23 protein-coding genes are annotated in these 19,371 nt (G+C 67.5%); 22 read left to right on the plus strand and 1 reads right to left on the minus strand.

What is annotated here, in order from left to right; translation table 11 throughout:
- Window positions 1-151: 151 nt before the first annotated feature.
- The 22 genes from rpsH (at window position 152) to ACIBK3_RS06605 (ending at window position 17,917) form a co-directional block, all read left to right on the plus strand.
- On the plus strand, window positions 152-550 hold the full coding sequence (gene rpsH / locus ACIBK3_RS06500) for a 30S ribosomal protein S8 (RefSeq protein ID WP_007384075.1): 399 nt from the start codon (window positions 152-154) through the stop codon (window positions 548-550).
- A gap of 24 nt (window positions 551-574) precedes the next feature.
- Window positions 575-1,114, plus strand: a complete 540-nt coding sequence (gene rplF / locus ACIBK3_RS06505; RefSeq protein WP_030936406.1) for a 50S ribosomal protein L6 — start codon at window positions 575-577, stop codon at window positions 1,112-1,114.
- A gap of 3 nt (window positions 1,115-1,117) precedes the next feature.
- Window positions 1,118-1,501: a 50S ribosomal protein L18 gene (rplR, locus tag ACIBK3_RS06510; RefSeq protein ID WP_399362519.1), complete on the plus strand. Its 384-nt coding sequence runs from the start codon at window positions 1,118-1,120 to the stop codon at window positions 1,499-1,501.
- Window positions 1,502-1,565: 64 nt separating this feature from the next.
- Window positions 1,566-2,174, plus strand: coding sequence for a 30S ribosomal protein S5 (gene rpsE, locus ACIBK3_RS06515; RefSeq protein ID WP_010354225.1), 609 nt, complete (start codon window positions 1,566-1,568; stop codon window positions 2,172-2,174).
- Complete coding sequence (gene rpmD, locus ACIBK3_RS06520; RefSeq protein ID WP_005481207.1) at window positions 2,174-2,356, plus strand: 50S ribosomal protein L30; 183 nt, start codon at window positions 2,174-2,176, stop codon at window positions 2,354-2,356. Before rpsE ends, rpmD begins: the two co-directional genes overlap by 1 nt.
- Window positions 2,357-2,358: 2 nt before the next feature.
- Window positions 2,359-2,814, plus strand: coding sequence for a 50S ribosomal protein L15 (gene rplO / locus ACIBK3_RS06525; protein ID WP_399362521.1), 456 nt, complete (start codon window positions 2,359-2,361; stop codon window positions 2,812-2,814).
- Between the two features lie 244 nt (window positions 2,815-3,058).
- Complete coding sequence (gene secY, locus ACIBK3_RS06530; protein WP_399362523.1) at window positions 3,059-4,372, plus strand: preprotein translocase subunit SecY; 1,314 nt, start codon at window positions 3,059-3,061, stop codon at window positions 4,370-4,372.
- Entirely contained in the window at window positions 4,372-5,034 is a 663-nt protein-coding gene (locus tag ACIBK3_RS06535; protein WP_399362525.1) for an adenylate kinase, read from the plus strand. The genes secY and ACIBK3_RS06535 overlap by 1 nt, the downstream gene beginning before the upstream one ends.
- Before the next feature lie 146 nt (window positions 5,035-5,180).
- Window positions 5,181-6,017, plus strand: coding sequence for a type I methionyl aminopeptidase (gene map / locus ACIBK3_RS06540; protein ID WP_399362527.1), 837 nt, complete (start codon window positions 5,181-5,183; stop codon window positions 6,015-6,017).
- Between the two features lie 386 nt (window positions 6,018-6,403).
- Complete coding sequence (infA, locus tag ACIBK3_RS06545) at window positions 6,404-6,625, plus strand: translation initiation factor IF-1 (RefSeq protein ID WP_003948620.1); 222 nt, start codon at window positions 6,404-6,406, stop codon at window positions 6,623-6,625.
- 64 nt (window positions 6,626-6,689) lie between these two features.
- Window positions 6,690-6,803 carry a 50S ribosomal protein L36 gene (rpmJ, locus tag ACIBK3_RS06550; RefSeq protein ID WP_003974245.1) on the plus strand — a complete coding sequence of 38 codons (114 nt, stop codon included), beginning with the start codon at window positions 6,690-6,692 and terminating at the stop codon, window positions 6,801-6,803.
- A 190-nt stretch (window positions 6,804-6,993) separates the two neighbouring features.
- Entirely contained in the window at window positions 6,994-7,374 is a 381-nt protein-coding gene (gene rpsM, locus ACIBK3_RS06555; RefSeq protein WP_399362529.1) for a 30S ribosomal protein S13, read from the plus strand.
- 64 nt (window positions 7,375-7,438) lie between these two features.
- Complete coding sequence (gene rpsK, locus ACIBK3_RS06560; protein ID WP_003956432.1) at window positions 7,439-7,843, plus strand: 30S ribosomal protein S11; 405 nt, start codon at window positions 7,439-7,441, stop codon at window positions 7,841-7,843.
- 154 nt (window positions 7,844-7,997) lie between these two features.
- Window positions 7,998-9,020 (plus strand): DNA-directed RNA polymerase subunit alpha, encoded by a 1,023-nt coding sequence (locus tag ACIBK3_RS06565; RefSeq protein ID WP_003966937.1) that lies wholly within the window; start codon window positions 7,998-8,000, stop codon window positions 9,018-9,020.
- 115 nt (window positions 9,021-9,135) lie between these two features.
- Entirely contained in the window at window positions 9,136-9,642 is a 507-nt protein-coding gene (rplQ, locus tag ACIBK3_RS06570; RefSeq protein ID WP_030936419.1) for a 50S ribosomal protein L17, read from the plus strand.
- A gap of 91 nt (window positions 9,643-9,733) precedes the next feature.
- Entirely contained in the window at window positions 9,734-10,600 is an 867-nt protein-coding gene (gene truA / locus ACIBK3_RS06575) for a tRNA pseudouridine(38-40) synthase TruA (protein ID WP_399362531.1), read from the plus strand.
- A gap of 374 nt (window positions 10,601-10,974) precedes the next feature.
- Window positions 10,975-12,390 carry a glycosyltransferase family 2 protein gene (locus ACIBK3_RS06580; protein ID WP_399363932.1) on the plus strand — a complete coding sequence of 472 codons (1,416 nt, stop codon included), beginning with the start codon at window positions 10,975-10,977 and terminating at the stop codon, window positions 12,388-12,390.
- Window positions 12,390-13,406 (plus strand): glycoside hydrolase family 26 protein, encoded by a 1,017-nt coding sequence (locus ACIBK3_RS06585; protein ID WP_399362533.1) that lies wholly within the window; start codon window positions 12,390-12,392, stop codon window positions 13,404-13,406. The genes ACIBK3_RS06580 and ACIBK3_RS06585 overlap by 1 nt, the downstream gene beginning before the upstream one ends.
- Window positions 13,406-15,202, plus strand: a complete 1,797-nt coding sequence (locus ACIBK3_RS06590) for an ArnT family glycosyltransferase (protein WP_399362535.1) — start codon at window positions 13,406-13,408, stop codon at window positions 15,200-15,202. The genes ACIBK3_RS06585 and ACIBK3_RS06590 overlap by 1 nt, the downstream gene beginning before the upstream one ends.
- Window positions 15,203-15,257: 55 nt before the next feature.
- Window positions 15,258-16,595, plus strand: coding sequence for a UDP-glucose dehydrogenase family protein (locus tag ACIBK3_RS06595; RefSeq protein WP_399362537.1), 1,338 nt, complete (start codon window positions 15,258-15,260; stop codon window positions 16,593-16,595).
- On the plus strand, window positions 16,592-17,362 hold the full coding sequence (locus ACIBK3_RS06600) for a polyprenol monophosphomannose synthase (RefSeq protein WP_399362539.1): 771 nt from the start codon (window positions 16,592-16,594) through the stop codon (window positions 17,360-17,362). The genes ACIBK3_RS06595 and ACIBK3_RS06600 overlap by 4 nt, the downstream gene beginning before the upstream one ends.
- Before the next feature lie 3 nt (window positions 17,363-17,365).
- A complete protein-coding gene (locus ACIBK3_RS06605; protein ID WP_399362541.1) occupies window positions 17,366-17,917 on the plus strand; it encodes a GtrA family protein in 552 nt (183 codons plus the stop codon).
- A gap of 32 nt (window positions 17,918-17,949) precedes the next feature.
- On the opposite strand, the gene ACIBK3_RS06610 is transcribed toward ACIBK3_RS06605, so the two are convergent.
- Entirely contained in the window at window positions 17,950-18,834 is an 885-nt protein-coding gene (locus ACIBK3_RS06610) for a hypothetical protein (protein ID WP_399362543.1), read from the minus strand.
- Window positions 18,835-19,371 lie beyond the last annotated feature (537 nt).

Below are 19,371 nucleotides of genomic sequence, written 5' to 3' on the forward strand. Positions count from 1 at the left end.
CCTTCATGGCTTAGGCTGGGAGGGTTGGGCGCCTGGACGCCCATACGACTTACTACGCCGTAGGTCCACCGCGCCGCACCCGTCCCGTCTCGGATCGGGGAGAGGGATGGCGCACCAGGAAACCCCGGCGAGAGAGGCCGAAGGCCAATTCATGACCATGACTGATCCGATCGCAGACATGCTTACGCGTCTGCGGAACGCGAACTCGGCATACCACGACTCCGTGACGATGCCGGCATCGAAGATCAAGTCCCACATCGCGGAGATCCTCCAGCAGGAGGGCTTCATCACGGGCTGGAAGGTCGAGGACGCCGAGGTCGGCAAGAACCTCGTCCTGGAGCTGAAGTTCGGCCCCAACCGTGAGCGCTCCATCGCGGGCATCAAGCGGATCTCCAAGCCCGGTCTCCGGGTGTACGCGAAGTCCACCAACCTGCCGAAGGTGCTCGGCGGCCTCGGCGTGGCGATCATCTCCACGTCCCACGGGCTCCTCACCGACAAGCAGGCCGGCAAGAAGGGCGTGGGTGGGGAAGTCCTCGCCTACGTCTGGTAGCGGAAGGGAACGGAGGAAACAGCTATGTCGCGCATTGGCAAGCTCCCCATCACGGTTCCCGCCGGCGTGGACGTCACCATCGACGGCCGTACGGTTTCGGTGAAGGGCCCCAAGGGCTCGCTCTCCCAGACCATCGCGTCGCCGATCGAGATCGCCAAGGGCGAGGACGGCATTCTCAATGTCACCCGCCCCAACGACGAGCGTCAGAACAAGGCCCTCCACGGCCTGTCCCGCACGCTGGTGGCGAACATGATCACCGGCGTGACCGAGGGTTACGTGAAGAAGCTCGAGATCAGCGGTGTCGGTTACCGCGTACAGGCCAAGGGATCGAACCTCGAGTTCGCGCTCGGCTACAGCCACCCGATCACCGTCGAGGCGCCCGAGGGCATCACCTTCAAGGTCGAGAACCCGACGCGGTTCTCGGTCGAGGGCATCGACAAGCAGAAGGTCGGCGAGGTTGCGGCCAACATCCGCAAGCTGCGCAAGCCCGACCCGTACAAGGCCAAGGGCGTCAAGTACGAGGGCGAAGTCATCCGCCGCAAGGTCGGAAAGGCGGGTAAGTAAGCCATGGCATACGGACAGAAGATCCTCAAGGGCGACGCTTACAAGCGTGCTGCGATCAAGCGCCGTCACATCCGGATCCGCAAGAAGGTCGCTGGTACGGCCGAGCGTCCGCGCCTGGTCGTGACCCGCTCGAACCGCCACATCGTGGCCCAGGTGATCGACGACCTCAAGGGTCACACCCTTGCGTCGGCGTCCACCCTGGACACGTCGATCCGCGGGGCCGAGGGCGACAAGTCCACGCAGGCCAAGCAGGTCGGTGCCCTGGTCGCGGAGCGCGCCAAGGCCGCCGGTGTCGAGGCCGTCGTATTCGACCGTGGTGGTAACCAGTACGCCGGGCGCATTGCCGCTCTGGCGGACGCCGCCCGCGAAGCCGGGCTCAAGTTCTAGAGCCGCCCGTCGCGGTAGCGACTAATCGTTGCTGCGTAGCTAGCGGAAAGAGAGAGGTAATCCAATGGCTGGACCCCAGCGCCGTGGAAGCGGTGCCGGTGGCGGCGAGCGGCGGGACCGGAAGGGCCGTGACGGCGGCGCAGCTGCCGCCGAGAAGACCGCATACGTTGAGCGCGTCGTCGCGATCAACCGCGTCGCCAAGGTTGTGAAGGGTGGTCGTCGCTTCAGCTTCACCGCGCTGGTCGTGGTGGGCGACGGTGACGGCACCGTGGGTGTCGGTTACGGCAAGGCCAAGGAGGTGCCGGCCGCCATCGCCAAGGGTGTTGAGGAGGCCAAGAAGCACTTCTTCAAGGTCCCCCGTATCCAGGGCACCATCCCGCACCCGATCACGGGTGAGAAGGCTGCCGGCGTCGTGCTGCTCAAGCCCGCGTCCCCGGGTACCGGCGTTATCGCCGGTGGTCCGGTGCGTGCCGTGCTCGAGTGCGCCGGCGTTCACGACATCCTGTCGAAGTCGCTCGGCTCGTCGAACGCGATCAACATCGTGCACGCGACCGTGGAGGCCCTGAAGGGCCTGCAGCGTCCCGAGGAGATCGCGGCCCGCCGTGGTCTGCCGCTCGAGGACGTCGCTCCCGCGGCTCTGCTGCGTGCGCGTGCCGGGGCTGGTGCTGCGTAATGGCTCAGCTCAAGATCACGCAGACGAAGTCGTACATCGGCAGCAAGCAGAACCACCGTGACACCCTGCGCTCCCTTGGTCTCAAGGGCATCAACACGCAGGTCGTCAAGGAGGACCGCCCCGAGTTCCGCGGCATGGTGCACACCGTCCGCCACCTCGTGACGGTCGAGGAGGTCGACTGATCATGGCGGAGAACAACCCGCTCAAGATCCACAACCTCCGTCCCGCCCCGGGCGCCAAGACCGCCAAGACCCGTGTGGGTCGTGGTGAGGCGTCGAAGGGCAAGACGGCCGGTCGTGGTACCAAGGGCACCAAGGCCCGCTACCAGGTTCCGGAGCGCTTCGAGGGCGGGCAGATGCCCCTCCACATGCGTCTTCCGAAGCTGAAGGGCTTCAAGAACCCGTTCAAGACCGAGTACCAGGTCGTGAACCTCGACAAGCTGGCCGCGCTGTACCCCGAGGGTGGCGAGGTCACCGTCGAGGGCCTCGTGACCAAGGGTGCCGTTCGCAAGAACAGCCTCGTCAAGGTCCTCGGCCAGGGCGAGATCTCCGTGGCGCTCCAGGTGACGGTCGACGCCGTCTCCGGCTCCGCCAAGGAGAAGATCACCGCCGCCGGCGGTACCGTCACCGAGCTCGTCTGAACACCACAGGCGTCTCGATGACCTGAGCGATCCCGACCGGGGATATCCCACATATGGGGTATCCCCGGTTGGTCGTTCCAAGGGGGCAGTCTCGCCGGTAAGGTGGCCTGCACTGCCCACTTTCACAAGATGCTTCCCATGAGGCACCTTGGGCGGCAGTCGACCGTTACACATGTCGTCGTTCCTATTGGACCTTCAAGACCGTCACCCTTGACGCAGTAGCGCGGGGGTCGCAGGAGGCACCGTGCTCACCGCGTTCGCCCGGGCGTTCAGGACGCCCGACCTGCGCAAGAAGCTGCTCTTCACGCTCGGCATCATCGTGGTCTACCGGGTGGGTACCCACGTGCCGATCCCGGGCGTCGACTACACGGCCGTCCAGCAGTGTATGGACGAGGCGTCCGCCAACCAGGGCCTGTTCGGTCTGGTGAACATGTTCAGCGGTGGAGCGCTGCTCCAGATCACGATCTTCGCGCTGGGCATCATGCCGTACATCACCGCGAGCATCATTCTGCAGCTGCTGACCGTCGTGATCCCGCGCCTGGAGGCCCTCAAGAAGGAGGGACAGGCCGGCACCTCGAAGATCACGCAGTACACCCGGTACCTGACGGTGGCGCTCGCGATCCTGCAGGGCACCGGCCTGGTCGCCACCGCCCGCAGCGGGGCGCTGTTCAGCGGTTGCCAGGTCGCCGGCAGCATCGTCCCGGACCGCGCGATCTTCACCACCATCGTCATGGTCATCTGCATGACCGCCGGCACCGCCGTCGTGATGTGGCTCGGTGAGCTCATCACCGACCGCGGCATCGGCAACGGCATGTCGATCCTGATGTTCATCTCGATCGCCGCGACCTTCCCGTCCGCGCTGTGGGCCATCAAGAAGCAGGGCACCCTGGCCGGCGGCTGGATCGAGTTCGGCACGGTCATCGCGGTCGGGCTGGTCATGGTCGGCCTGGTGGTCTTCGTCGAGCAGGCCCAGCGCCGGATCCCGGTCCAGTACGCGAAGCGGATGATCGGCCGCCGTTCCTACGGCGGAACCTCGACGTACATCCCGTTGAAGGTGAACCAGGCGGGTGTGATCCCCGTCATCTTCGCGTCGTCGCTGCTCTACATCCCGGCCCTGGTCGCGCAGTTCTCCAGCGGTACGTCGGGCTGGAAGACCTGGATCGAGGGGCACCTCGTCAAGGGCGACCACCCGATTTACATCACCTTGTACTTCTTGCTCATCGTGTTCTTCGCGTTCTTCTACGTGGCGATCTCCTTCAACCCCGAGGAAGTCGCCGACAACATGAAGAAGTATGGTGGCTTCATCCCGGGCATCCGGGCTGGCCGACCGACCGCTGAGTACCTGTCGTACGTGCTCAACCGGATCACCTGGCCGGGTTCGCTGTATCTGGGTCTGATCGCTCTCGTACCAATGATGGCGTTGGTTGGCTTCGGGGCAAGCCAGAACTTCCCGTTCGGCGGGACCAGCATCCTGATCATCGTGGGTGTCGGTCTCGAGACCGTGAAGCAAATTGAGAGCCAGCTCCAGCAGCGCAATTACGAAGGGTTCCTCCGCTGATGCGTATCGTCCTCGTCGGGCCGCCGGGCGCCGGTAAGGGAACGCAGGCCGCGTTCCTGGCCAAGAACCTGTCGATCCCGCACATCTCCACGGGCGACCTGTTCCGGGCCAACATCAGCAAGCAGACCGAACTCGGCAAACTGGCGAAGTCCTACATGGACGCGGGCAACCTGGTCCCGGACGAGGTCACCATCGGTATGGCCAAGGACCGCATGGAGCAGCCCGACGCGGAGAACGGCTTCCTGCTGGACGGCTTCCCGCGCAACGTGTCGCAGGCCGAGGCGCTGGACGAGATGCTGAAGTCCGAGGGCATGAAGCTGGACGCGGTGCTGGACCTCGAGGTCCCCGAGGACGAAGTCGTCAAGCGGATCGCCGGTCGGCGCATCTGCCGCAACGACTCGGCGCACGTCTTCCATGTGTCGTACCAGACGCCGAAGCAGGAAGGCGTCTGCGACGTCTGCGGCGGTGAGCTGTACCAGCGCGACGACGACTCCGAGGAGACCGTCCGCAAGCGGCTGGAGGTCTACCACACGCAGACCGAGCCGATCATCGACTACTACAAGGCGCAGGGCCTTGTGGTCACGATCTCCGCGCTCGGCAAGGTGGAGGACGTGACGGCACGCGCCATGGAGGCGCTCAAGGGCGAGGACCACGCCGCATAGCGGTCTTCGCGGTCGCTGTTCCCGGTCGTTCCCCGTACGTCGTCGCAGCCGCGGTTCCCTTCCGAGGGGGCCGCGGCTGCTGCGTGGGTGCACGTATCGTTGATGGCGCCCGTCCCACTTCCGGTCCGAGAAAGGCCATCGCCGCCATGGTGCAGATCAAGACCCCCGAGCAGATCGCCAAGATGCGTGAGGCGGGGCTGGTCGTCGCCGCCATCCACGCGGCGACGCGTGAGGCCGCGGTGCCCGGGGCGACGACCAGGGACCTGGACCAGGTCGCCCGCAAGGTGCTGGCGGAGTACGACGCGAAGCCGAACTTCCTGGGCTACGGCGGATTCCCGGCGACCATCTGCACCTCCGTGAACGAGGTCGTCGTGCACGGCATCCCCTCCGAGGAGGTCGTCCTCAAGGACGGGGACATCATCTCCATCGACTGCGGCGCCATCATCGACGGCTGGCACGGTGACGCGGCCTACACGGCCTTCGTGGGCTCGGGTCACGCCCCCGAGCTGATCGAACTCTCCCGGGTGACCGAGGAGTCGATGTGGGCCGGCATCGCGGCGATGAAGCCGGGCAACCGGCTCGTGGACGTCTCCCGGGCCATCGAGACGTACATCCGCCGCCAGCCCAAGCCCGGCGGCGGCCGCTACGGCATCATCGAGGACTACGGCGGCCACGGCATCGGCACCGAGATGCACATGGACCCGCACCTTCTCAACTACGTCGACCGCCGCCGCGGCAAGGGCCCCAAGCTTGTCCCCGGATTCTGCCTCGCCATCGAGCCGATGGTCTCCCTGGGCACCCCCAGGACCGAGGTCCTCTCCGACGACTGGACGGTCATCACGACCGACGGCACGTGGTCGTCGCACTGGGAGCACTCGGTGGCGCTGACGGAGGAGGGACCGCTGGTCCTGACGGCTCCGGACGGCGGCAGGGCGAAGCTGGCGGAGCACGGGATCGTCGCGGCGCCGGATCCGCTGGCCTGAGCGCGCTCCGGAGCGACGGGCCCTGTCGGGTGGCGGCCGCGGATTCGCAGGGGTCGGCCGCGGGTTCGCAGGAGTCCTGTGCGAGCCCGCGGCTGAGCCGCACATGTCACAGCTCCGCACCCCTTCAGGGCGCTTCCCGCCGGGCCGCGTCCTGACCGCCGAGCCTGCAGTCGTTGTGGCGCCGGCCCCGTCGACCCTGGTCTGCCACAGGCTGTACGGGCTCGGGCCGCTTAACGATCTCCCTCGCGGGGCACTCTTCCTCGATTCGTCTTTCCGGGTGGGCTGACGTAGACTGACTCGTCGGCTCTCGTGCACCCGCATGTCCGCATGCGCCCGTAAGGGACGCAAAGGGAGTCGATCAAGGTAGTCGATTCGAAGGGCGAAGCGTGGCCAAGAAGCAAGGTGCCATCGAGATCGAGGGCACTGTCGTCGAGTCTCTTCCGAACGCCATGTTCAAGGTCGAGCTCCAGAACGGCCACCAGGTCCTGGCACACATCAGCGGCAAGATGCGTATGCACTACATCCGCATCCTCCCTGACGACCGGGTCGTGGTGGAGCTGTCTCCGTACGACCTGACGCGTGGCCGGATCGTCTACCGGTACAAGTAGATCTTGCCCACGTCCCGTGCCACGGCGCGGGGCCGCCGGCAACTGACCCGGAGAACCTCACCCCATGAAGGTCAAGCCGAGCGTCAAGAAGATCTGCGACAAGTGCAGGGTGATCCGCCGTCACGGTCGGGTCATGGTCATCTGCGACAACCCGCGCCACAAGCAGCGCCAGGGCTGATCGCACACAGATCCACCCTCTGCATCCGCAGAAATTCGCGCGACGCGAGCTGAACATGTTCATACGCAGGACCCGGGCGAACGATCGCCCGACACCCCCGGTTCGGAGGCCGGGGACCCGGTTCGTACCTGGTACGGCGGCCGGGAGCCGGTCCTGTGGAAGACCTCCGAAGATCAACTGGAGCCATTGAATGGCACGCGTTTCCGGTGTTGACATCCCGCGCGAGAAGCGTGTGGAGGTCGCCCTGACCTACGTGTTCGGCATCGGCCGGACCCTCTCGAAGGAGACGCTGGCTGCGACCGGCGTCGACCCCAACACGCGCGTCCGCGACCTCTCCGAGGAGCAGCTGGTCGCGATCCGCGAGTACGTCGACAGCAACATCAAGACCGAGGGTGACCTCCGTCGCGAGGTCCAGGCCGACATCCGCCGCAAGGTGGAGATCGGCTGCTACCAGGGTCTGCGGCACCGCCGCGGCCTGCCCGTCCGCGGTCAGCGCACCAGCACCAACGCTCGCACCCGCAAGGGCCCGCGTCGCGCCATCGCCGGCAAGAAGAAGCCGGGCAAGAAGTAGTCCGCAGCGGACCTCTGTCCACGGTCTTCGCTGTAGGACCGACCACCTCCCGTAGGAGTTATAGATGCCCCCCAAGGGTCGTCAGGGCGCTGCCAAGAAGGTGCGCCGCAAGGAAAAGAAGAACGTCGCTCACGGCCACGCGCACATCAAGAGCACGTTCAACAACACCATCGTCTCGATCACGGACCCCTCGGGCAACGTGATCTCCTGGGCCTCCGCCGGCCACGTCGGCTTCAAGGGCTCGCGCAAGTCGACCCCCTTCGCCGCGCAGATGGCCGCCGAGTCGGCCGCCCGCCGCGCGCAGGAGCACGGCATGCGCAAGGTCGACGTCTTCGTCAAGGGCCCGGGTTCGGGTCGTGAGACGGCCATCCGTTCGCTGCAGGCGACCGGTCTCGAGGTCGGCTCCATCCAGGACGTCACCCCCACCCCGCACAACGGCTGCCGTCCGCCCAAGCGTCGTCGCGTCTGACGTACGGCCGGCACGTCGGTCTTCGGGTTCGGGCGGTACGGCGGCGTGAAAGCGCCGTATCGCCCGTACCCTTGCAGTACCCGGCCTCTTCTGAGGTGCGGTTTTGTCGGGCGTCAAATAGCGGGCGTCCACGAAAGAAGGATCTGATCCACACATGCTGATCGCTCAGCGTCCCTCGTTGACCGAAGAGGTCGTCGACGAATTCCGCTCCCGGTTCGTGATCGAGCCGCTGGAGCCGGGCTTCGGTTACACCCTCGGCAACTCCCTGCGTCGTACGCTCCTTTCCTCGATCCCGGGTGCGGCGGTCACGTCCATCCGTATCGACGGCGTTCTGCACGAGTTCACCACCGTGCCGGGCGTCAAGGAGGACGTCACCGACCTGATCCTCAACATCAAGCAGCTGGTCGTCTCCTCGGAGCACGACGAGCCGGTCGTGATGTACCTGCGCAAGCAGGGCCCGGGTCTGGTCACCGCCGCCGACATCGCGCCCCCGGCCGGTGTCGAGGTGCACAACCCCGACCTCGTCCTCGCCACGCTCAACGGCAAGGGCAAGCTGGAGATGGAGCTCACGGTCGAGCGTGGCCGTGGTTACGTCTCCGCCGTGCAGAACAAGCAGGTGGGCCAGGAGATCGGCCGTATCCCGGTCGACTCCATCTACTCGCCGGTGCTGAAGGTCACGTACAAGGTCGAGGCCACGCGTGTCGAGCAGCGCACCGACTTCGACAAGCTGATCGTCGACGTCGAGACCAAGCAGGCGATGCGTCCCCGTGACGCCATGGCCTCCGCCGGTAAGACCCTGGTCGAGCTGTTCGGTCTGGCGCGCGAGCTGAACATCGACGCCGAGGGCATCGACATGGGCCCGTCCCCGACGGACGCCGCCCTCGCCGCCGATCTCGCCCTGCCGATCGAGGAGCTGGAGCTCACCGTTCGGTCGTACAACTGCCTCAAGCGCGAGGGCATCCACTCCGTGGGTGAGCTCGTGGCTCGTTCCGAGGCGGACCTCCTGGACATCCGTAACTTCGGTGCGAAGTCCATCGACGAGGTCAAGGCGAAGCTGGCCGGCATGGGCCTGGCCCTGAAGGACAGCCCGCCCGGATTCGACCCCACGGCCGCTGCCGACGCCTTCGGCGCCGACGACGACGCGGACGCGGGCTTCGTGGAGACCGAGCAGTACTGATCGGCCTCCACTTCCGGGGTCTCGCAGAGGCCCCGGATCTTCGACGGGCGACCGCCCGCTCGGATACTGACCCCGGTACCTGATACGGCCGGGGCAGACACCTAGGAGAAAGACCATGCCGAAGCCCACCAAGGGTGCCCGTCTGGGCGGCAGTGCCGCGCACGAGAAGCTGCTCCTCGCGAACCTCGCGAAGTCGCTCTTCGAGCACGGTCGCATCACCACCACCGAGGCGAAGGCGCGCAGGCTGCGTCCGTACGCCGAGCGTCTGGTCACCAAGGCGAAGAAGGGCGACCTTCACAACCGCCGTCAGGTGCTCCAGGTGATCACGGACAAGAGCATCGTCCACACGCTCTTCACCGAGATCGGCCCGCGCTACGAGAACCGTCCCGGTGGTTACACCCGTATCACCAAGATCGGTAACCGTCGTGGCGACAACGCGCCCATGGCTGTCATCGAGCTGGTCGAGGCGCTGACGGTCGCGCAGCAGGCGACGGGTGAGGCCGAGGCCGCCACCAAGCGTGCCGCGAAGGACGCCGAGGCTCCGGCCGCCGAGGAGACCAAGGTCGACACGACCAAGGCCGACGAGGCCGAGGACGCCGCCGAGGAGTCGAAGGACGCCTGAGGCTGACACCTCGCGTTGAGCGGGTCCGCCCCTGCGGGGCGGGCCCGCTTTCACGTTTTCGAAAGGGATGCGGCGCTGAAAGGATCCAGGGGTGAGTGACGAAGTACAGCCCGGGTTCGTACGGGTGCGGATGGACCTCTCGTACGACGGGACCGCGTTCTCCGGGTGGGCCAAGCAGGCCGGGGGACGGCGGACCGTGCAGGGGGAGATCGAGGACGCCCTGCGGACCGTGACGCGGTCGGGGCAGACCACGTACGAGCTGACCGTGGCCGGGCGGACCGATGCCGGGGTGCACGCGCGCGGGCAGGTGGCGCACGTCGATCTGCCCGAGGGGCTCTGGGCCGAGCACCGGGAGAAGCTGCTGAAGCGGCTCGCCGGGCGGCTGCCGAAGGACGTGCGGGTGTGGTCCCTGACCGAGGCGCCGGCCGGCTTCAACGCACGGTTCTCGGCGATCTGGCGGCGGTACGCGTACCGGGTCACCGACAATCCCGGCGGCGTCGACCCGTTGCTGCGGGGCCACGTCCTGTGGCACGACTGGCCACTCGACGTCGACGCCATGAACGAGGCCGCCGGACGGCTGCTCGGGGAGCACGACTTCGCCGCCTACTGCAAGCGGCGGGAGGGCGCGACCACGATCCGTACGCTCCAGGTACTGAGCCTGGAGCGGGGGGCCGACGGGATCGTCACGGCCACCGTCCGTGCCGACGCCTTCTGCCACAACATGGTGCGCTCCCTCATCGGGGCGCTGCTGTTCGTGGGGGACGGGCATCGCGGGCCGGAGTGGCCGGGGAAAGTGCTGGCCGCGGGCGTACGGGACTCCGCCGTGCATGTCGTACGGCCGCACGGGCTGACGCTGGAAGAGGTCGGTTACCCGGCCGACGAGTTGCTGGCCGCGCGCAACAAGGAGGCGCGCAATCGCCGCTTCTTGACCGGTTCGTTCGGGTGCGAAAACTGTTAGTTACATAACTTTAAAGGAAGACATTACGGGCATAGTTCGATTTACCGGATGTACAGCCCCATGTGTCTCTAACGTCTCCCACACCCCTCGGATACCCTCTCGTCACTAGTCCCTTCGTTCGAAGGGTCTTGACGTGGGGGTTTGTCGGGCCAGTGGCCCGGAGGGTGGGAATGTCGTCCATTGACTCTGCCCGCATGTCCGGACCGGCCGGAGCCGGGGGGCGCCGCTCCGCCCGGCACGGAGGAAAGCGTGGTGCCGGACAGGCACCGCTCGGGCTGCTGCCCGCGCCTCCCTCGCATGCGGAGAAGTACTCGTACGTCAAGCGGCGCCTGTGGGTGCTGACGCTGGCCTCATTCGTCAGCTTCTGCTGCCTGGTGATGAGCCAGGTCAAGCTTGCCCAGTCCACACCGGTGTTGTGGATATACATGCCGCTGCTGGTCTTCACGATCATCTACTACCTGGTGTCACTCCGGGTGAACGGTTTCACCAGGGACTTCGACATCGCGTACCACAAGCGGCTGGTCCACAACTGGCGGCCCGAGACCTACCCCACGGTCGACGTGTTCCTGCCGGTGTGCGGTGAGCCCATCGAGGTGCTGCACAACACCTGGCGGCATGTGCGCGAGATGGCCGACCACTACCCGGGGGTCTGCGTCCCGTTCGTCCTCGACGACGGCGCGAGCCCCGAACTTGAGGTCATGGCCCGCGACTTCGGTTTCCGCTACGGCACCCGGGAGAACCGTGGCTGGTTCAAGAAGGCGGGCAATCTGCACTTCGGGTTCGGGCAGTCCGACGGTCAGTACATCCTGATCCTGGACGCCGACTTCACCCCGCGCGCCGACCTGCTCCAAGAGCTGCTGCCGTACATGGATTACGACCCGAGTACCGGCATCGTCCAGTCCCCCCAGTACTTCCGCGTGCTGGACTCACAGAACTGGATCGAGCGTGGCGCCGGCGCCGTGCAAGAGCTGTTCTACCGGTCCGTGCAGGTCTCCCGGCAGGGCAGCGACGGCGCGATCTGCGTCGGCAGTTGCGCCGTGTACCGGCGGGCCGCCCTGGAGACCAACGGCGGTACGACGCTGATCGAGCACTCCGAGGACGTGCACACCGGCTTCGACTTGCGGGGCCTCGGCTGGGACCTGCGCTATGTGCCGGTCGCCGTCTCCACGGGGGTGTGCCCGGACACCGCCGGCGCCTTCTTCAACCAGCAGTACCGCTGGTGCTCCGGGTCGATGAGCCTGCTCGTCAGTAAGAAGTTCTGGCAGCGCAAGATCAAGCTGTCCAGCCGTTTGTGCTACATGTCCGGGTTCTTCTACTACATCCACACGGCGCTGTTCACCTTCGCCGCACCGGTCATCCCGATCGTGCTGTTGGTGATGATGCCGGACAAGCTGAAGGTCGAGAATCTGCTCCTGGTGCTGCCGAGCATCATCTACACGACGATCGTCTTCCCCGTGTGGCACAAGGCGCCCTACCGCCTGGAGGCCTGGGCGGCCCGCATGATGTACGGCTGGGCGCACGTCTTCGCCATCTGGGACATCCTGCGCAAGAACCGTATGGGCTGGCAGCCCACCGGCTCCTCCGGCGCCAAGAAGAACAAGACCCGCCGCTTCTGGATCGGCATGTGGGCATGGAGCGGCGGCACCGCCCTGATCTGGGTGGTCGGCGCCGTCTATCGGACGTTCACCATGGACGCCCCGAATTTTGCTCTCATCCTGTCCTCCGGACTTTTCTACGCCCTTGTCGTGGGCCGCGTGCTGGTCCAGCCGCGTGAGAAAGCGGCCGCCTGATGCAGTTCCTCACCCGCACCCGTACCGCCCTGACTGCCGTCCTGCTCACCGGACTGGCCCTCAGCGGCTGCTCGGTGCTCGGCAGCGACGCGAACAGCCCCTCGGCCGCCGGGCAGGCAAAGGCCGGCGCCGATCCGTCGTCGAGCACAGACAGCGACGTCCCCTACGACGTCGTACCGCTGCTGAAACCGGCGAAGAGGTACTACGGAGCCGCCGTGGAGGGCGCGCCGACGTCCATGAAGGGCGTGGACGCGTACACCCGGATGACCGGCAAGCAGCCGAACCTCATCGAGTACTACGCCGGCTGGGGTGACGGCTTCGACGCCAGTGGCGTGCGCAAGGCCTGGAAAGAAGGCGCCATGACACTGATGTCCTGGGAGCCCTCCGACACCACCCTCGCCGACATCGCCGCCGGCCGGTCGGACGCGTACCTCAAGAAGTACGCCACGGCGGTCCGCAAGCTGAACCTGCCCGTCGTGATCGACTTCGCGGACGAGTTCAACGGTCACTGGGAGAAGTGGGGCACGAAGTACGCGACCGCCGAGGAGTACGTGGCCGCCTGGCGGCACATCCACGACACGTTCATCGATGCGGGCGCCTCGAACGTGATCTGGGCCTGGTCGCCCAACATCATCAACCCGGTCAAGAGCGTGAAGCTGAAGCCGTACTACCCGGGCGACGCCTACGTCGACTGGGTCGGGCTGGTCGGCTACTGGACGATCGATCAGGACGGCGCCTTCGACAGCGTCTTCGGACCGACGCGCGACGAGATCCGCACCTTCACCAAGAAGCCCATGATCCTCGTGGAGACCGCCGCCATGGCGGGTGCGCGGCGCCGGGCCGACATCCGCAACCTGTTCGAGGGAGTGGAGGCCGACGGCAACATGATCGGCTTCATCTGGTTCAACCACAGGAAGCGTGCCGACTGGCGGCTGGAGGCGAGCCCGCTGGCGCTGCAGGAGTTCAAGCGCCTGGCCGCCGACGACCGTTTCGGCTTCGACGTACGGAAGCCGTGATGACCTCCCGACACGATCACTACACTCCTCAGCCCTACGATCCGTATGCCGAGGACGACGGCAGCTGGTCCAACTCGAACGGCCGTGCGTCGCAGCAGCCGGGGCCCGCGTACGAGGGTCAGGCGTACGTCCACCAGGAGCCACAGCAGCAGCCGTACGCGAGCGGCATCCCTGAGCAGCGCCAGAACGGCCACGACGACCAGCCGACGCATGCCCTGCGAACGGTTGAGTATCAGCTGGTGCCGGACGAGCCCGGCTACCACATCCCCGAGACACCGGACGCCGGCTGGGACGACGCCCCCAGCAGGCGCCGCGCCTGGGTCAGCCGTGGTGTCCTGGCGATTGTCCTGGTGATCCAGGCGGCGTTGTCGCTGCGGCTGTCCAACACGGCGTTCCAGGACGAGGCCCTGTACCTGGCGGCGGGGCACAACATCATCGACCACTGGATGAACGGCACCCCGCTGCACAGCGGGTACGCGTCGTACTTCTCCGGGTCGCCGATGCTGTACCCGGTCGCTGCGGCCGTCGTCGACGGGTACTTCGGGTTGCCCGGGGCCCGGCTGCTGAGCCTTCTGTGCATGTTGGGCGCCACCGGGTTGCTGTACTCCTTCAGCCGCCGCATGTTCAACGAGCGGGTCGCGCTGGTAGCCGCCGCGCTCTTCGCGGTGACCCAGCCCACCATCGTGTTGGGCTGGTTCGCCACTTACGACGCCCCGGCGATCTTCCTGCTGGCACTGTCCGCGTGGATCGTCGTCCGAACCAACCGGGCGCCCGCGATCGCCGTGCTGCTCGCGGCACCGGTGATGGTGCTGGCGGTCGCGGTGAAGTACGCGTCTGCCCTGTACGTGCCCACCCTCGTCGTGCTTGCCGCGCTGACGGCTTGGCACCACAAAGGCTGGCGCTGCCTGCCGCGGGCGCTCCTGCTGGGTCTCGGCACCGCGGCGCTGGTCGGTTTCGGCCTGATGTACACCGACGTGCTCGCCGGTGTGAAGGCGACGACCACCAACCGCGCCCACGGCACCGACACCGCGGTGTCGCTGGTGCAGAAATCCCTTGAGTGGGGCGGGCTGATGTTTGCCGCCGCCGTCGCCGGCGTCTTCGCCTACGCGCTGCGAGGCCGGATGAACGAGTCTCCGCGCTCCCACGGCCTGGCCGGCCCGGGCTGGCGCTGGCGGGCGATGTTCGGCGTGGTACTGGCCGGCACCGCGCTGCTGGCTCCCGCGTACCAGATCCATCTCGGCACGTCGGTTTCGCTCTACAAACACCTCGACTTCGGCCTGCTCTTCGCCGCCCCGATGGCTGGCGTGGGTGTGATTCGGCTGGTCGGCAAGCACTTCCGCTATCCGCAGTTGGGCATCATGATCTGGGTCGCGGCGCTCTGTCTGGGTGTCTCGCAGTCCGAGTGGCGATTCGGACAGTGGCCCGACTCCACGTCCCTGGTCAAGGCGATCGAGCCGTACATGAAGCCCAAGGGCAAGTATCTGGGCGCCACGTACGAAGTGCCCGTCTACTACCTGAGGGGCAAGACCAACCAGGATCAGTGGACGTCGACGTACGGCATCGGCTACTCGGACAAGAAGGGCGACATCCACCACGGCCGGGAGGGGTACCGGCTCGCCATCGAGGCCGGGTCCTTCGATCTCATCGTCCTGGACAGCGTCGCGACGCCTGACCTCGACAAGTACCTCGCACAGCAGGTGACCAAGAGCGGCCACTACCGACTGGTCGGCAAGATCCAGTTCAACCTCAGCTCGGGCGGCACCGGCTGGTACCAGATCTGGACGAAGACGTCCTGAGCCGATCGCTCACCTGCGTACTTCTTCGCCCTTGTATTCACGAAAGGCCGTACACATGCGGCTCACAGTCATCGGCACCGGTTACCTCGGTGCCACTCACGCCGCCTGCATGGCGGAGCTCGGGCACGAGGTGCTGGGGGTCGACGTGGACCCCGACAAGGTCGCCGCGCTGCGGGCCGGGCGGGTGCCGTTCCATGAGCCCGGGCTGCCCGAGCTGATCGCGAAGCATGTCGCGAGCGGGCGGCTCAGGTTCACGACCGACTACCCGGAGGCCGGGGCCTTCGGCGAGGTGCACTTCGTGTGCGTGGGCACCCCGCAGCGCAAAGGCTCCGGGGGCGCCGACCTGACCCACGTCGACGCGGCCTTCGCGGCGATCGCCTCGCACGCGGCCGAGGGCTCGCTGCTGGTCGGCAAGTCGACCGTGCCGGTCGGAACCGCGGGACGGCTGGCGGACACGCTCGGCGTCGAGGTCGCCTGGAACCCCGAGTTCCTGCGCGAGGGCCTCGCCATCGAGGACACGCTGAGGCCGGACCGGCTGGTGTTCGGCGTGCGTTCCGAGCGTGCCGAAGCGGTCCTGCGCGCCGTGTACGCGCCCGTGCTCGACGCGGGCACCCCGCTGGTCACCGCGGACTTCCCGACCGCCGAGCTGGTCAAGACGGCCGCCAACGCCTTCCTCGCCACCAAGATCTCCTTCATCAACGCGATGGCCGAGCTCTGTGAGGCCGCGGGCGGGGACGTCGGCGTCCTCGCCGAGGCGATCGGGTACGACGACCGGATCGGCCCGAAGTTCCTGCGGGCCGGCATCGGCTTCGGCGGCGGCTGTCTGCCCAAGGACATCCGGGCCTTCGCGCACCGCGCCGACGAGCTGGGCGTCTCGCTGGCGTTCCTGCGAGAGGTCGACGCGATCAACATGCGCCGCCGCGACAAGGTCGTCGCTCTGGCACGCGAGCTGTGCGGGGGCACGATGCTGGGGGCCCGTGTCGCCGTGCTCGGCGCGGCCTTCAAGCCGGACTCGGACGACATCCGGGACTCGCCCGCGCTCAACGTGGCCGCCCGTCTGCGCCTCGACGGCGCCGATGTCACGGTCTACGACCCCGAGGCGCTGGACAACGCCCGCAAGGCGTTCCCGCTCCTCGGATACGCGATGTCGGCCGAGGAGGCGCTCAGGGGAGCCGACCTCGTGCTGCATCTGACCGAGTGGCCGCAGTTCCGGGAGATCGACCCGGAGTGGGCGGCGTCGCTGGTGTCCCGTCCGTGGATCGTGGACGGCCGGGGGGCGCTCGACGGGGACCGCTGGTCCGCGGCGGGCTGGCATTTCCGCGCGCTGGGCAGACCCGCGCCGGTTGGGGAGAGTCCCGTCAGGGACTTCAGGGGAGGAAAGACAAAGACATGACGGCCTACGACAGACACCCGGGCGTACCGGTCACCATCGTGATGCCGACCTACAACGAGGCGGCGAACCTGCCGCGGATGGCCGAGCTGGTCCTCGCTCTGCCCATCGACGACCTGCACCTGAAGATCGTCGACGACTCCAGTCCGGACGGCACCGGGAGGATCGCCGACGAGCTCGCCGAGAAGTACAACGCCGACCAGGCTGACGGGCGGTGCCGGATGAGCGTGCTGCACCGAACCGGGAAGGACGGGCTCGGGCGCGCCTACGCCGCCGGGATGAGCGCCGCACTCGACGAGGGCGCCGAGTACGTCGTCCAGATGGACGCCGACGGCAGTCACCCCGCCGAGGCGATCCCACGGATGCTCGGCACGGCTCTGGCCAACCGGGTGGGGCTCGTCGTCGGCAGCCGGTACGTCGAGGGCGGTTCGCTCGACGAGGACTGGGGCGCGCACCGGGTGCTGCTGTCGCGGTTCGCGAACCGGTACGCCCGTACCGTGCTCGGGACCAGGATCCGGGACATCACCGCGGGGTTCAATCTGTGGTCGGCCCAGGCTCTGCGCGACATCGACCTGGCCACGCTGGACAGCGCCGGCTACAGCTTCCAGGTCGAGCTGAAGTTCAAGGCGGTCCGGGCCGGGCACAGCGCCGTCGAGATCCCCATCCGTTTCGAGGAGCGCACGGAAGGCGTGTCCAAGATGAACCTCGCGACGCAGGTCGAGTCGGCGTTGGTGCCGCTGCGCCTGCGGATGCGCAACCGGCGGAGCTGAGGCATGAGCGGACGGCACGTGCTCCCTTCGCGGCTCGGGGGCCTGTACCGCGAGATCGCGAAGTTCGGCCTGGTGGGGCTCTCGGGGTTCGTGATCAATCTCGCGGTCTTCAACGTCATCAGGAGCTTCGCCCAGTGGCCCACCGTCAGGGCGAGTGTTCTGGCGACGGCCGTCGCCATCATGGGCAACTACCTCGGCCTGCGGTACTTCACGTACCGGGGCCGCGGCCAGGACGACCGGACCGGTCAGCGGGGGGAGCTGGGCCTCTTCCTGTTCTTCAGCGCGATCGGCCTGGTCATCGAGAACGCAGTCCTCTACACGACCACCTACGGATTCGGCTGGGACGGCACACTCGCCGACAACATGGGCAAGTTCCTCGGCATCGGCATCGCGACCCTGTTCCGATTCTGGTCCTACCGGACGTGGGTCTTCAGGCCGGTCGGCCCTCTGCCCGAGCACACCGCAGCCGTCGCGCGGGGTGGCCCGCACGCCGTGCGCACTCCGTCGGCCGCGACTGCCGAACCCGTGCTGAACGGGTCCTGGCAGTCCTCATGACGGTGTCGAGCCGTGTGCTGGACGGGTGCGCGTCACCCGTTCGCCGCGGCCGACGCCTGGGCCTCGCCGCGGCGGCGGATCTGGCGGAACGTGAACTCGGCCAGGTCGTCGCCGGTGGAGAAGACGGCCGTGTCCTTGTCCGTCACGTCCTTGCCGTTGGTGAAACCGGTGATCGTGAAGTAGGCGTAGCGGCCGTAGGAGTTGATCGTCGAGCGGCAGATCGCGGAGTTGCAGAACGCCTTGACGCCCTTGCCGGCCAGGGACGCGACGATGCTCTTCTTGTCCGTCCGGCTCTTGGCCTTGGTCGCCGTCGCCTCGGTGTCGAAGACGGCCACACCGACCGTCACCGCGATGCCGCCCTGGGTGTAGGTGACGCGCATCAGCCGGGTGCAGGCGTTGTCGGTGAGGACCTTCGGGAGGGTGCCCTTGGCGGCCGACGCGCAGTTCTTGGTGTCGGCCGTCGGGCCCTTCTTGTAGACGGTCGAGCCCATGGTCAGCTGGGTGCCCGGGAACAGGATGTCCGGGCCGAGCGGCGCGGTGTCCTTGCTCTTGCTGGCCAGGAATTCCTTCGGGTCCAGCGGGGGCGGGACGCTGGTCGGCGCGAACGACGGGGTCGAGGTGCCGGACCCGCTCGGGAGGCCGCCTGCGGGCAGTGAGGAGGCCGGCTTGTTCGAGGCCTCGTCGCTGCCGCTCGCCGACACCACCGCCATGGCGACGGCCGTGCCGATCGCGACCGTGGCGAGCGCGCCACCGCCGATGAACAGCAGCCGGCGCCGCTTGTTGCGCGTCTCGGACGCCTCGGCGAGCGCGGCCCAGTCCGGGGACCCGGCGGCGCCGCCGTCCCACGGCTGCTGCTGGGATTGCGGTTTCCAGGGATCCCACTGCGACTGGGGTCCCCCCTGCTGCCCAAAGCTCATGGGGCGCATCTTAGACGGGCCGAGCGGTGTGCCGGTCCGCCTCAAGAAGCTCTGGAACCACTGGCGTTCGGCCGCCCAACACCCGCAAAAGCGACATCTCCGGGTGGTTGGTGCGAAGGGTGAGTGGGTGCGGGTGGTGGCGCCGGCGGCCGTGGCGGGGGGCCGCGGTGGTGCGCACGGGGCGGCTGACCTCGGGCGGAAGGAGAGGGACGCCGTCGCCGTCGGGGGCGCGTGGAGCTGGGCGGCCGGTGGATCCTCGTATGACGATCCACACGTCTCCTCTGTGCTGAGCGCGGTGCCGGTGGCGGGGTCGGTGGCCGTCCCGCGGGGCCCGCTGCCGACGGTCGTGCCGCGCGTACCGTGCGTGCTGGTGCCTGGTGCCTGGTGCCTGGTGCCTGGTGCTGGTGCCGGTCGCCGTGTCCGCGTGCCCGGCCCTCGGCTGGGCACGTCCCAGCCGGCGTACGACCACTGCCTCGTCGTCCTCCCACGGCTCGCCTGTCCGACCTGGCCCTGCCCGGAGCCGGGGCGCCGCCGGGC

The sequence above is a fragment of the Streptomyces sp. NPDC050287 genome, from assembly GCF_044459385.1.
Classification (GTDB): Bacteria; Actinomycetota; Actinomycetes; order Streptomycetales; family Streptomycetaceae; genus Streptomyces.